The organism is Streptomyces sp. NPDC017993 (genome assembly GCF_044328065.1).
Taxonomy (GTDB): Bacteria; Actinomycetota; Actinomycetes; order Streptomycetales; family Streptomycetaceae; genus Streptomyces.
On the sequence record NZ_JBIRGO010000005.1, the window covers coordinates 264,267 to 277,018 of the forward strand.

The following is a 12,752-nucleotide window of genomic DNA, read 5'->3' on the forward strand; positions in this document are numbered from 1 at the left end:
CTCAATGTCCACGCCGTTCGGGGGAGCGGTGGGAGCAGGGGGGATGGCGTGCTGAGAGTGCACTTCACTGCGCAGGATCTGGCCCGTACACGAGTGGCGGACGGGGCGGATCCCTTGTGGGAGACCGTGCTGAGCCTGCACAGCCTGCGGGATCACCGTGCCGAGCCGACATTGGCCGCCTGGCGCCGGCACGCGGTGCGGCAGGGCCCCGGGCCGTTACGGACGTTGCTGCCGCTGGTCCCGCTCCACGGCTACTTCCCGGACTTCCTCACGCCGCCCGCCGCCGCGGACGGCGTCGAGCCGGGCCTGGAGGCCGTGATGAGCACACCACGGGCCAGGCTCCGCGCCGAATTGGACGTGCTGGCCGCGCAGCAGCCGCTGCCGGGCTGGGCGCGCGGGATCGCGGACGGCGAGCCGGCCGCGCTCCGGCAGCTCGCCCGCAGCCTGCGCACCTACCACCATCTCGCGGTGGCCCCCCACTGGCCGCGCATCGCCCAGCGGGTCGCAGCGGACCTGGCGTTACGCACGCACGCGCTGGGCCAGTCGGGCGCCGAGGCGATGCTGCGGACGTTCGGGCCGGCGATGCGGTGGCGGGCACCGGTGCTGGAGGTCGACTATCCCATCGAGCGGGAACTGCGCCTCGCGGGGCGGGGGCTGGTGTTCGTCCCGTCGTACTTCTGCCGTGACGAGCCGGTGGCGCTCGCGGACGACGCGCTGCCGCCGGTGCTGGTCTACCCGGTCAGCGCGCCGGTGAGCGCCGAAGGGCCCCGCCTCCGTGGGTACGGAAGCGGGGCCCTTCGTGACGTGCAGACCCGGATCGGTGCCCGGGTCGTCACCCGGTTCGCTGTCCGGGCGGCCACCCGGAGCGGAGCCGGGGTCAGGAGTCAGGCGTGATCAGAAGCGGCGCGTGATCAGCGCGCGCTTGACCTCCTGGATCGCCTTGGTGACCTCGATACCGCGCGGGCAGGCGTCCGTGCAGTTGAAGGTCGTACGGCAGCGCCAGACGCCGTCCTTGTCGTTGAGGATCTCCAGGCGCTGCTCGCCACCCTCGTCACGCGAGTCGAAGATGAAGCGGTGCGCGTTGACGATGGCGGCCGGACCGAAGTACTGGCCGTCGTTCCAGAACACCGGGCAGGACGACGTGCACGCGGCGCACAGGATGCACTTGGTGGTGTCGTCGAACCGCTCGCGGTCCTCGGAGCTCTGCGTCCGCTCACGGGTCGGCTCGTTGCCGGTCGTGATCAGGAACGGCATCACATCGCGGTACGCCTGGAAGAAGGGCTCCATGTCGACGACAAGGTCCTTCAGCACCGTCAGGCCCTTGATGGCCTCGACCGTGATCGGCTTCTGCGGGTTGATGTCCTTGATCAGCGTCTTGCACGCCAGGCGGTTCTTGCCGTTGATGCGCATCGCATCGGAGCCGCAGATGCCGTGGGCGCAGGAACGCCGGAAGGTCAGCGTGCCGTCCTGGTCCCACTTGAGCTTGTGGAGAGCGTCCAGGACGCGCTCCTTCGGGTCGATCTCCAGCTCGAAGTCCTGCCAGCTGGCGTCCTCCGAGACCTCCGGGTTGAACCGGCGGATCCGGAAGGTGACGGTGATCGTGTGCGAGGCGCCGTCCTCGGCCGCGTCCAGCGCCGCCGAGTGCTTGTCGAGAGTCGGGGTGCTCATCAGTACTTACGCTCCATCGGCTGGTAGCGGGTCTGCACGACCGGCTTGTAGTCGAGGCGGATCGACTCGGAGCCGTCTGCGCCCACCTCGCGGTACGCCATGGTGTGCCGCATGAAGTTGACGTCGTCGCGGTTGGGGTAGTCCTCGCGGTAGTGACCGCCGCGGGACTCCTTGCGGGCCAGCGCGGACACGGCCATGACCTCGGCCAGGTCGAGCAGGTTGCCCAGCTCGATGGCCTCCAGCAGGTCGGTGTTGAACCGCTTGCCCTTGTCCTGGATGGACACGTTCAGGTAGCGCTCGCGCAGCTCGCCGATCTTCTCGACCGCGGTCTTGATGGTCTGCTCGGTGCGGAACACCATCACGTTGGCGTCCATGCACTCCTGGAGCTCCTTGCGGATCTCCGTGACCCGCTCGGTGCCGTTGGAGTCGCGCAGCCGCTCGACCTGGTCGATGACCTGGCGTGCCGGGTCCTCGGGAAGCTCGACGAAGTCGGCGTCCGCGGAGTACTCGGCGGCGGCGATACCGGCCCGCTTGCCGAAGACGTTGATGTCCAGCAGCGAGTTGGTGCCCAGGCGGTTGGCGCCGTGCACGGAGACACAGGCGACCTCGCCGGCGGCGTACAGGCCCGGGACGACGGTGGTGTTGTCCCGGAGGACCTCACCCTCGACGTTCGTCGGGATGCCGCCCATGGCGTAGTGCGCGGTCGGCTGGATCGGGATCGGGTCCGTGTAGGGCTCGATACCGAGGTACGTCCGCGCGAACTCGGTGATGTCCGGGAGCTTGGCGTCGAGCTGCTCCGGCGGCAGGTGCGTCAGGTCCAGGTAGACGTGGTCGCCGTCCGGACCGCAGCCGCGGCCCTCGCGGATCTCCGTGTAGATGGAGCGCGAGACGACGTCACGAGAGGCGAGGTCCTTCATGACCGGCGCGTACTTCTCCATGAAGCGCTCGCCGTCCTTGTTGCGAAGGATGCCGCCCTCGCCGCGCGCACCCTCGGTCAGGAGGATGCCCATGCGCCAGATGCCCGTCGGGTGGAACTGGAAGAACTCCATGTCCTCCAGCGGCAGCCCACGGCGGTACGCCGCGGCCTGGCCGTCACCGGTCAGGGTGTGCGCGTTGGAGGTCACCTTGAAGAACTTGCCGGTGCCGCCCGAGGCGAAGACGATCGACTTCGCCTGGAAGATGTGGATCTCGCCGGTCGCGAGTTCGTACGCGACGACACCCGCGGACTTCTTGACCCCGTCGACGTCCTGGAGCAGGAGGTCGAGGACGTAGAACTCGTTGAAGAACTCCACGCCCTCCTTGACGCAGTTCTGGTACAGCGTCTGGAGGATCATGTGGCCGGTACGGTCCGAGGCGTAGCAGGACCGGCGGACCGGGGCCTCACCGTGGTTACGCGAGTGACCGCCGAAGCGGCGCTGGTCGATGGTGCCGTCCGGCGTGCGGTTGAACGGCAGGCCCATCTTCTCCAGGTCGAGGACCGAGTCGATGGCCTCCTTCGCGAGGATCTCGGCGGCGTCCTGGTCCACCAGGTAGTCGCCACCCTTGATCGTGTCGAAGGTGTGCCACTCCCAGTTGTCCTCCTCGACGTTCGCGAGGGCGGCGGCCATGCCGCCCTGTGCGGCGCCGGTGTGGGAGCGCGTCGGGTAGAGCTTCGTCAGGACCGCGGTGCGGCTGCGCTTCGTCGACTCGATGGCCGCGCGCATGCCCGCGCCACCGGCGCCGACGATGACGGTGTCGTACTTGTGGATCTTCATTGGTCGTTACCTCAGCCCCGGGGCCTAGCGGATGTTCGGGTCGAAGGTGAAGATCACCAGCGTGCCCAGAAGGACGGTGAACACCGTCGCGGTGTACAGCAGCATCTTCAGCCAGAAGCGGGTGTTGTCCCGCTGCGCGTAGTCGTTGATGACGGTGCGCAGGCCGTTGGCGCCGTGCAGCATGGCGAGCCAGAGCATCAGCAGGTCCCAGCCCTGCCAGAACGGCGAGGCCCAGCGGCCCGCGACGAACGCGAAGCCGATCTTCGAGACGCCGCCGTCCAGCACCAGCTGGATCAGCAGATGGCCCAGGACGAGGACGACGAGGACGATGCCGGACAGGCGCATGAAGAGCCAGGTCTGCATCTCGAAGTTGCCGCGCGAGGCGCGCGGGGTCTTGCCGGTGCGCTTGCGCGGCGGCTCGATCACCGGCGCCGGGTTGTCGACGTCGTAGAGCGGGACGTCGTCCGTCGCAGAGGCACCTGCGGGGGAGTGGGTTTCAGCAGACATCTCGCTTCATCAGCTCCCGAACAGCGTGCGCAGGGTGTGCTGCAGCACGGGGTAGAAGGCACCGGCCATCAGCACGACCCAGATACCGACAACGGTCCACAGCAGCTGCTTCTGGTACTTCGGGCCCTTCGACCAGAAGTCCACGGCGATGACCCGCAGGCCATTGAGCGCGTGGAAGAGGATGGCGGCCACCAGGCCGTACTCCATCACGTTGACGAGGGGCGTCTTGTATGTCGCAACGACATCGTCATAGGCCTCGGGTGAGACCCGGACGAGAGCGGTGTCGAGGACGTGTACGAACAGGAAGAAGAAAATGAGGACGCCGGTGACTCGATGAGCCACCCAGGACCACATGCCTTCCCGGCCGCGGTACAGCGTTCCAGCCGGCACGGAAATACCCTCCGGGAGCGGGGATTGGGGCCAGCCGGCTTCACTGTCGGTCGGGCCCGGCCGGGTACGGTCCACCGGCCCTGGCCATCGTAGCGACGACTTGTCGGTTCCTTCGCCCGGGGTCCTTAGGTGTGATCAAACAGGCACCAACGGGCTATCACACAAACACGAACCGTCACTTTACGGATGAGAAGCCACGAGTCGTGCCAGCCGGCCGCGGATCAGCCGGCGCAATTCGTCGGTGGTGATCGCCCGCTCCTCGTCCTCGTCGTTGCCCATCCGGGTGCGGATTCCTGCCAGTACCTGGTCCAGCAGCTCGTCGTCGCGGTAGCCGTCGAGGCAGATCACGAAGACATGCCGGAAGCGCCGCTCGTACTCGGCGTGCGCGGCGCGCAGGGCGGTGTGGGCGGCGAGGGTGCCCGGGCCGCGGGCACCGACCAGCGGGTGCGGGGAGAAGGATTCCTCGGCGAGCGCCTCGTCCACCTCGGCCGGGGTCAGGTCGTAGCAGGCCTCGTCGGAGGCGGCGAGGAGAGAGTCCGGATCCGGGTACGGGCGGTGCGCGGCGACCCGCTCGGCCCAGCGACGGCTGCCACAGCAGGTCAGCAGGGCGGCCTCGGTGAGGTCCCGGGCCGCGGCGTTGAAGCGGTCCAGTCCGGTGGCGGTCGGGGTGTCCCGGGACAGCGTGGCCCCGCCCTGCGCGCGTATGCCGCAGCGTGTGGGCTGCGGAATGTGCAGCGTCGTCGGCCGGGCGGCCGGATTGTCGCCGGACAGCGTGGGCTCCTCGGACGGATGCGGATGCGGGCGGGCAAGGGGTGGGCCGGACCGGGTGTGAGCGGTTCCGGCGTGGCGCGGGTGATGCGGACGGCTGCGGATGGATCCCTTCGACGGGTGCCGGGCGGACTGCTGGTGGAAGCTGGACGGGACCCGGACGGAAGCCGGGGTACGCGAGCGGAGGAACGGTAAGAGGTGCAGGGCTGCGGAGGTGAGGGGTGTCGTGGCGGTGGTGCGTGCGCCGGGACACGCCGGCGGTGTTCCGGCCAGCCGGGAGCCCCGAGCGGCTGACCTATGGAGAACCCACGCTAACGACGCTTGTCGACCGCTGTCCGACGGATGCGCGAATTTCACCCGGATGAGAGAGCTTTCCCGTGCTTAGTGGACGACAGGCCCCATACACCTGGCAATATCTTCGCCCCGAAATGTGAGGATTGCACGATGTTGAACCCGATGCGGCCGTCGCGCTTCACCCGGCCGTGGCACTTCACCCGGCCGCCGCACTTCACCCGGCCGCCGGCCTCCCTGTGGCCATCGCCTTCGTCCCGGCCGAGGTCGCGCAGGGGCCCCGCGGGGCGCGCGGCACTGGTGGCGGCACTCGCCTCGACGCTGGCGCTCGCCGGCTGTTCGGACGCGGCGGACTCCGACGCCCCGGGCAGCACCGGCTCCTCGGAGAGCGCGGGCGCCGCGTCGGCCGCACCCACCCCGACCTGGGCGGCGGTGAAGGGGCCGCCGCGCATCGTCCCGGCGGTACGGGACTTCCGCCCGGCCGACGGGCGGGGCTGGCGCCCGTCCAAGGGAGCCCGGGTGGTGGTGCCGGCCGGCGAGAAGAGCACCGTCGCCGACGAGGCCCGGATGATGGCCCGCGATCTGGGCGGCCTGCCCACGGTCTGGGGCGAGCAGCCCGTACGGCCCGGCGACGTCGAGGTGAAGCTGACCGGCAAGGGCGGCGACCGGCCGAACAATGCCCCGCCCCGCAACACCGCGGACGAGGGCTACACCCTCACCGCCCGCGACACCCGCCTCACCCTCACGGCACCCACCGACGCCGGTGTCTTCAACGGCACCCGGACCGTCAAACAGGCGGTACGCACCGCCGGCGGGCTCCCCGAGGGCACCATCGAGGACCGGCCGGACCGCCCCCAGCGCGGCATGATGCTGGACAACGCCCGCAAGCCGTTCAGCGCGGCCTGGATCGAGGCCCGCATCCGGGAGCTCGGCGACCTCAAGCTCAACCAGCTCCAGCTGCACTTCTCCGACGACCAGGGCTTCCGGATCCAGAGCGACACCCACCCCGAGATCGTCTCCGCGGACCACCTCACCAAGAACCAGGTACGCCACCTGCTGCGGGTCGCGGCAGGTCTGCACATCACCGTCGTGCCGGAGATCGACTCACCCGGTCACCTGGGCGCCGTCCTGAACAAGCACCAGGACCTCCAGCTGCGCAACGCCCAGGGCGGCACGGTGCGCGGCGCCATCGACATCTCCAATCCGAAATCCGCCCAGCTGATCGACGAGCTGATGCGGGAATTCTCGGAGCTGTTCCCCGCACCGAACTGGCACCTGGGCGGTGATGAGTACCAGGCGCTGATGTCCAGTTCCCCCGCGACGACCTATCCGCAGCTCTCGCGGGCCGCGCAGGAGAAGTACGGGCCCAACGGCACCATCGAGGATCTGGCGACCGGCTGGCTCAACGACCGGGAGAAGACCGTCCGGGCCAAGGGCAAGACCGATATCGAGGCGTGGAACGACGGGTTCTTCTCCGGCGGCGAGGTGAGCCCCGACAAGGACCGGACGGTGGACTACTGGACCGGTAAGGAAATGGGTGCCAACGACCCGGCGAAGTTCCTGCGCGAGGGCCGCACCGTCATGAACTTCAACGACGAGTACCTCTACTACGTGCTCGGCGAGCCCAACGAGTTCACCTATCCGACCGGCGAGCGGATCTACCGCAGCTGGACCCCGCGGGTGCTGCGCGGCACCGCGCCGGTCGCGGTGCCGCAGAATCAGACCGGCCCCGACCGGGTGCCCGGCGCGCGGTTCGCGATCTGGTGCGACCTGGCCGATTCGCAGACACAGGAGCAGGTGGCGAGGGGCATCCGGTTGCCGCTGGCGGCACTGGCCCAGAAGACATGGGATCCGCGGACGCCCGCCATGTCCTGGCAGGACTTCAAGGCGCTGGCGGATCGGGCCGGATAGGGACCGGTCAGGCCGGCCCGACCGGCCCGGCTCCGAAGAGAAGCGAGGGACGGCCGGGGCCGCCACCCCCCACAGGAGAGGCCCCGGCCGTCGTTCGCGAAGGGGCCGCTCACGGCCCCTATTCGATACAGCGCCGGACGGCCCGAAAGCGTCACACGGGGTGGGGGCCGAGGCACGGCCAGTGCTCTGGACGCGGCCCGGCCGTGGCCCGTAACGTGCCCATCCGCGCCGGTTGGCGCACTGATCACGCCACTGCGCGCGGTCGAAGAAAGCCGTGATTCCGGGAGTTCAGATGGATCCGTGCGCGCACCGGACGGGCGTCACGGCGGGCGGAAGGCCGCGCGCCGGCCGATCCGCCCGGCTCTACGGTTGTCCGGAGGCCAAGGCGGTCGTCGCTCCTTGCGGTGGCCCGGATTCGGAGCGTGCGTCGGCACGGGTTACGGTCAGCAGGAACAGTCGGGTTACCAGGAGTTCCCGGCGCGCCGAGTGACCGGCGGCGGGCGGTGGCCGGCAGGTGTCCGGAGCCGCGTGACGTATAGCGGTCAGCGAAGCGAAGTGATCAAAGACCGGGCGGCGGACTTTCCGCGTGCGACAGGATGGACCCGTGCGAGGGGACGACATTCAGCCGGACGACAGTCGGCTGACGGTTGCCGTGCAGGCGGCACAGGACGGCGACGAGGCGGCGTTCCGTACCGTCTATCGCGCTGTGCATCCCCGACTTCTCGGATATGTACGGACCTTGGTGGGCGAAGCGGACGCCGAGGATGTCGCGTCCGAGGCGTGGCTCCAGATCACCCGTGACCTCGCCCGCTTCAGCGGCGACGCCGACCGCTTCCGCGGCTGGGCCGCCCGTATCGCCCGCAACCGCGCCCTGGACCACATACGCATGCGCGGCCGGCGCCCCGCGGTCGGCGGCGACGAGAGTGAACTCGCCGACACCCCCGCCGCGTCCGACACCGCGAGTGAGGCGCTGGAGGCCCTGGGGACCGGCCGCACCCTCGGGCTGATAGCCCGGCTGCCCCAGGACCAGGCCGAGGCCGTGGTGTTGCGGGTGGTGGTCGGACTCGACGCCAAGGGCGCCGCGCAGGTCCTGCGCAAGCGGCCCGGCGCGGTACGAACCGCAGCGCACCGGGGCCTGCGACGCCTCGCCGAACTGCTCGCCGACGCGCCGGAGGTGGGCGCTGGCCTGGACCTGAGCCGGGATCCCGACGGCGGCGACAGCGTCGCACGCGCCGGGGAGGGCGGGCCGGCGGACGAGGTCGCGGACGACGCGGACCACCGCGAGGACGCTCCCGCCGAGCGGGCCGCGCGCACCCCGCGCGGGGGTGGTGGAACGGTGGGCGGGGTGCCCGCACAGGGCAGAAGGCGCCGCGACGGCGTGGCGGAATCGTACGTACCGGGTGTGACGGAAACGGCTGCACGAACGCAGAAGGACATGTGATGGCCGACGACCGGTACAACTGGCTCGACAAGGACGCCGCGGAGCGATTGCTGCGCGGTGAGCCGGTGATAGGCCCGGACAGCGGCGGCGCACGCGAACTGAGGCAACTTCTCGATGCCGCTGCCGCGGCGGCCGGCGCGGGCTCCGCCCAGGCGAGAGAACTGCCCGGCGAGGACGCGGCACTGGCCGCCTTCCGTCAGGCGCGGCACGGCTCCGCCGGGCGTCGGCGCCGGCCCGTCGCCGGCGAGCAGCCGGACGTCGCCCACACCCTGCGCGCCGACCTCCCCGAACGCACCCGGCTCGCACGCCCCTTCCGGCGCGGCTTCGCCGTCGCCCTGGCGGCCTGTGCCATCGGCGGCGTCGCCGTCGCGGCCGGCACCGGCATGCTCCCGACGCCCTTCGAAGGCGGCGAGCCCGAACCGGCCGCCAGCGTCTCGGCCGCGGAGACCCCCGGCATCTTCGAAACCCAGGAGCCCGGCACCCAGACCGAAGGCACCACCGAGCACACCCCGGACGCCACCCCCGGCCAGGGCACGACACCGCCCAGCGGCAGCCCGGCACCGGGCGGCGACAACGATGGCGCGGCGACCGGCACCCCTGGCGACGGCCCCGGCCCCGAGGACACCGCGGGCGCGGGCGACAACGGCGACACCCCGCCGGACCGCGGTGCGCGCCAGAGGTACGTGGAGAAGCTCTGCCGGGCCTACGAATCCGGCAACCACGGCGGACTGGACCGCTACACCATCCGCCGCCTGGAACGCGCCGCCGGAGGCGCCGACAAGGTGCACGCCTTCTGCCGCAAGTACCTCCGCGCCCACCAGGACGGTGATTCGGGCGGTGAGGGCGAGGACGGCTCCGGCGGCGGCAAGGGCGGCAGCGAGAGCAGCGGTCAGAACGGCAGCGGCCAGGGCGGCGGCGACGAGGACGACGACGAACACCCGCCCGCCGCACCGAGCACCACCCCGGAACCCGGCGCGTCCACACCTGCCCCCGCGCCCTCCACCACCGCGCCGGACGCCGGCAGCGCCACCCCCGGTACCGCGCTGAGCAGCGTGCTGTGACGTTTTTCGGCCCGGTGGCGCAGTAGCAAGTGAAGCCGACTGGTCATCGGCTGCGCAGGAGCCGGGGTTCCCCCCGTACCTTCGGCTCCGCGCACATGGCGCGGGCGGGGCACGTTCCCCCGGCCCTGCCCGCGCCCCTTCTCTTTGCCCGCCCAGCAGCGGCCGGCGCAGCGCCCCCTAGCGGTGGACGACCACCTTCGTGCCCTTCTTCGCCGCGGCGAACAGGGCGGCGATCTTCTCCTTGTCCCGGACGTTGACGCAGCCGTGTGAGGCGCCGCTGTAGCCGCGGGCGGCGAAATCCGACGAATAGTGCACCGCCTGGCCGCCGCTGAAGAACATCGCGTACGGCATCGGCGAGTGGTAGATCGTCGAGACGTGATGCCTGCTCTTGAACGTGATGGCGAAGGTGCCCTCGCGGGTGGGGGTGTACTGCGAGCCGAAGCGGACGTCCATCGCCGAGACCACCCGGCCGTCGACCATCCACGCCAGGGTGTCGCTCCGCTTGCTGATGCAGATCACCCGCCCCGTCATACAGCGCGGATCCGGGGCGCCGATCGGCTTGGCCGTGGGTGGGTACAGCTCGGCGTGCGACGGCTGCCGGGTGCGGGAGCGCAGCGCGCTCCACGCGGCGGGCTGCACCGCGCCGCTGCGCGACAGACCCTGCTGCCGCTGGAAGGCGCGGACCGCGGCGGCCGTGACGGATGCGTAGTACCCCGTGGGGGAGCGGTCGAAGAGCCCCAGCTGGGCCAGCCGCGCCTGGAGTTCGCGGACCCGCGGACCCTGCGAGCCGGCAGCCATCACCGGCTGCGGGGCGGGCGGAGTGGGGCGCCCGGTGCGGTCCTGCGTCGGCGGGGGCGTGGGACGGGCGGTGGCCGGCGGGCCGTCGTCCGGAGCGGGGGCGGCGGTCGTGGGGAGGTGCCGTCCGCTCTTGTCCGCCGATCCGCCGGTGCCCGTGACGGTCACCGGCCGGCAGCCCACCGCCAACGCCGCCACCACGAGCGCCGCGGCAGCCACCTGCCCGCCGCGCACCGTTCGACCGCCCGCACCACGCCGCATGTCCCACCCCCGGGTTCGCCGGCTGCGCCGGCCACCGGTGATGCTTCCCAGCGCGGCCGGGCGGCGAACCTGCGGGCATGCTCACGGCAGGGCCCAGCGTGCCGCTCCGCACGACACGCGGCCCGCCGCTACAGTCCGTCGCGGCGGCAGAACTGCTACTTCTCGGTCACGGGGATCACCGGTCACCAGTGGAGGGCGACACCCATGGCGCGCGAGCCGGAGAGTGTGCGACGCAACGAGAGCGGGCTGCCCGTCGAACCCGTGTACGGACCGGAGGGCCGGGCCGGCTGGGACCCGGACACCCGGCTCGGCGCGCCCGGCGTGTTCCCCTTCACCCGCGGCGTGTATCCGTCGATGTACACCGGGCGCCCCTGGACGATGCGCCAGTACGCCGGCTTCGGCACCGCGCGCGAGTCCAACGCCCGCTACCGGCAGCTGATCGCCCACGGCACGACGGGCCTGTCGGTGGCCTTCGACCTGCCGACGCAGATGGGCCACGACTCGGACGCGCCGATCGCGGCCGGCGAGGTGGGCAAGGTCGGTGTGGCCATCGACTCCATCGAGGACATGCGCCTGCTGTTCGGCGGCATCCCGCTGGGCGAGGTCTCCACGTCCATGACCATCAACGCACCTGCGGCGCTGCTTCTCCTCCTCTACCAACTCGTCGCAGAGGAGCAAGGAGTGGCGCCGGAGCAGCTCACCGGCACGATCCAGAACGATGTGCTCAAGGAGTACATCGCGCGCGGCACCTACATCTTCCCGCCCAAGCCGTCGCTGCGCCTGATCGCGGACATCTTCAAGTACTGCCGCGCCGAGATCCCGAAGTGGAACAGCATCTCGATCTCCGGCTACCACATGGCCGAAGCCGGCGCCTCGCCCGCGCAGGAGATCGCTTTCACGCTCGCCGACGGCATCGAGTACGTCCGTACCGCGATCGCCGCCGGGATGGACGTGGACGACTTCGCGCCGCGCCTGTCCTTCTTCTTCGTCTCCCGTACGACCCTGCTGGAGGAGGTCGCCAAGTTCCGTGCCGCGCGCAGGATCTGGGCCCGGGTGATGAAGGAGGAGTTCGGCGCGCGCAACCCCAAGTCGCAAATGCTGCGCTTCCACACACAGACCGCCGGCGTCCAGCTCACCGCCCAGCAGCCGGAGGTGAATCTCGTACGGGTGGCGGTCCAGGGCCTGGCCGCGGTGCTCGGCGGCACCCAGTCGCTGCACACCAACTCCTTCGACGAGGCCATCGCGCTGCCGACCGACAAGTCCGCCCGTCTCGCGCTGCGTACGCAGCAGGTGCTCGCGTACGAGACCGATGTGCCCGCCACCGTCGATCCGTTCGCCGGGTCCTACGCTGTCGAGGCGATGACGGACGACGTGGAGGCCGCGGCGGTCGAACTCATGCGGCGCGTCGAGGACTTGGGCGGCGCGGTGGCCGCCATCGAGCACGGCTTCCAGAAGGGCGAGATCGAGCGGAACGCGTACCGCATCGCGCAGGAGACGGATGCCGGTGACCGGGTCGTGGTCGGCGTCAACCGCTTCCAGCTGGACGAGGAGGAGCCCTATGAACCGCTGCGGGTGGACCCGGCGATCGAGGCGCAGCAGGTCGAGCGGCTGGCGGCGCTGCGGGCCGGACGGGACGGGAGCGCGGTGACCGCGGCGCTCGCGGAGTTGAGGACGGCGGCCGAGGGAACGGCCAATGTCCTCTACCCGATGCGTGAGGCGCTGAGGGCGAAGGCCACGGTCGGAGAGGTGTGCAACGCGTTGCGCGAGGTGTGGGGGACGTACGAGCCGACGGACGTGTTCTGAGCGGGGAGCGGGGAGCGGGGTGGGGGGCGAGCCCGGAAGGGCGAGTCGCGTGTGGCGTTCCTGAGGTCACCCATTGCGGTGGCCACCGGCCGGGGGCCCGGC

The 12,752-nt window shown here is 70.9% G+C and carries 11 protein-coding genes; 5 read left to right on the forward strand and 6 right to left on the reverse strand.

Annotated features, from left to right (window positions below; translation table 11 throughout):
- The first annotated feature begins 57 nt into the window (after positions 1-57).
- Positions 58-894, forward strand: coding sequence for a DUF5937 family protein (locus ACH4FH_RS10780; protein ID WP_398555429.1), 837 nt, complete (start codon positions 58-60; stop codon positions 892-894).
- Here ACH4FH_RS10780 and ACH4FH_RS10785 read toward each other — a convergent pair whose 3' ends face one another.
- The 5 genes from ACH4FH_RS10785 to ACH4FH_RS10805 form a co-directional block, all read right to left on the reverse strand.
- Complete coding sequence (locus ACH4FH_RS10785; protein ID WP_398555430.1) at positions 895-1,668, reverse strand: succinate dehydrogenase iron-sulfur subunit; 774 nt, start codon at positions 1,666-1,668, stop codon at positions 895-897.
- Positions 1,668-3,422: a succinate dehydrogenase flavoprotein subunit gene (gene sdhA, locus ACH4FH_RS10790; RefSeq protein WP_398555431.1), complete on the reverse strand. Its 1,755-nt coding sequence runs from the start codon at positions 3,420-3,422 to the stop codon at positions 1,668-1,670. Before sdhA ends, ACH4FH_RS10785 begins: the two co-directional genes overlap by 1 nt.
- A 24-nt stretch (positions 3,423-3,446) precedes the next feature.
- Positions 3,447-3,929 (reverse strand): succinate dehydrogenase hydrophobic membrane anchor subunit, encoded by a 483-nt coding sequence (locus ACH4FH_RS10795; RefSeq protein ID WP_393894588.1) that lies wholly within the window; start codon positions 3,927-3,929, stop codon positions 3,447-3,449.
- A 9-nt stretch (positions 3,930-3,938) separates the two neighbouring features.
- Positions 3,939-4,319 (reverse strand): succinate dehydrogenase, cytochrome b556 subunit, encoded by a 381-nt coding sequence (gene sdhC, locus ACH4FH_RS10800; RefSeq protein ID WP_393894587.1) that lies wholly within the window; start codon positions 4,317-4,319, stop codon positions 3,939-3,941.
- A 180-nt stretch (positions 4,320-4,499) separates the two neighbouring features.
- The gene (locus ACH4FH_RS10805) at positions 4,500-5,444 is read right to left on the reverse strand and encodes a 2-oxo-4-hydroxy-4-carboxy-5-ureidoimidazoline decarboxylase (protein WP_398555432.1); all 945 of its coding nucleotides are present in this window, start codon (positions 5,442-5,444) and stop codon (positions 4,500-4,502) included.
- Positions 5,445-5,531: 87 nt separating this feature from the next.
- On the opposite strand from ACH4FH_RS10805, the gene ACH4FH_RS10810 reads away from it, so the two are divergent.
- The 3 genes from ACH4FH_RS10810 (at position 5,532) to ACH4FH_RS10820 (ending at position 9,791) form a co-directional block, all read left to right on the forward strand.
- Entirely contained in the window at positions 5,532-7,289 is a 1,758-nt protein-coding gene (locus ACH4FH_RS10810; protein ID WP_398555433.1) for a glycoside hydrolase family 20 protein, read from the forward strand.
- A 604-nt stretch (positions 7,290-7,893) separates the two neighbouring features.
- Positions 7,894-8,730 carry an RNA polymerase sigma factor gene (locus ACH4FH_RS10815; RefSeq protein WP_398555434.1) on the forward strand — a complete coding sequence of 279 codons (837 nt, stop codon included), beginning with the start codon at positions 7,894-7,896 and terminating at the stop codon, positions 8,728-8,730.
- A complete protein-coding gene (locus ACH4FH_RS10820) occupies positions 8,730-9,791 on the forward strand; it encodes a hypothetical protein (RefSeq protein WP_398555435.1) in 1,062 nt (353 codons plus the stop codon). Before ACH4FH_RS10815 ends, ACH4FH_RS10820 begins: the two co-directional genes overlap by 1 nt.
- A gap of 177 nt (positions 9,792-9,968) precedes the next feature.
- On the opposite strand, the gene ACH4FH_RS10825 is transcribed toward ACH4FH_RS10820, so the two are convergent.
- Positions 9,969-10,847 carry a L,D-transpeptidase family protein gene (locus ACH4FH_RS10825; protein ID WP_398555436.1) on the reverse strand — a complete coding sequence of 293 codons (879 nt, stop codon included), beginning with the start codon at positions 10,845-10,847 and terminating at the stop codon, positions 9,969-9,971.
- Between the two features lie 204 nt (positions 10,848-11,051).
- On the opposite strand from ACH4FH_RS10825, the gene ACH4FH_RS10830 reads away from it, so the two are divergent.
- A complete protein-coding gene (locus tag ACH4FH_RS10830; protein ID WP_398555437.1) occupies positions 11,052-12,650 on the forward strand; it encodes a methylmalonyl-CoA mutase in 1,599 nt (532 codons plus the stop codon).
- The last annotated feature ends 102 nt before the right edge of the window (positions 12,651-12,752 follow it).

What these genes read in the sequence shown, in the direction of transcription:
- ACH4FH_RS10830 (WP_398555437.1), top strand. Translation starts at nt 11,052, where the DNA reads ATGGCGCGCGAGCCGGAGAGTGTGCGACGCAACGAGAGCGGGCTGCCC.
- sdhA (WP_398555431.1), bottom strand. Translation starts at nt 3,422, where the DNA reads ATGAAGATCCACAAGTACGACACCGTCATCGTCGGCGCCGGTGGCGCG.
- ACH4FH_RS10820 (WP_398555435.1), top strand. Translation starts at nt 8,730, where the DNA reads ATGGCCGACGACCGGTACAACTGGCTCGACAAGGACGCCGCGGAGCGA.
- ACH4FH_RS10785 (WP_398555430.1), bottom strand. Translation starts at nt 1,668, where the DNA reads ATGAGCACCCCGACTCTCGACAAGCACTCGGCGGCGCTGGACGCGGCC.
- ACH4FH_RS10795 (WP_393894588.1), bottom strand. Translation starts at nt 3,929, where the DNA reads ATGTCTGCTGAAACCCACTCCCCCGCAGGTGCCTCTGCGACGGACGAC.
- ACH4FH_RS10810 (WP_398555433.1), top strand. Translation starts at nt 5,532, where the DNA reads ATGTTGAACCCGATGCGGCCGTCGCGCTTCACCCGGCCGTGGCACTTC.
- ACH4FH_RS10825 (WP_398555436.1), bottom strand. Translation starts at nt 10,847, where the DNA reads ATGCGGCGTGGTGCGGGCGGTCGAACGGTGCGCGGCGGGCAGGTGGCT.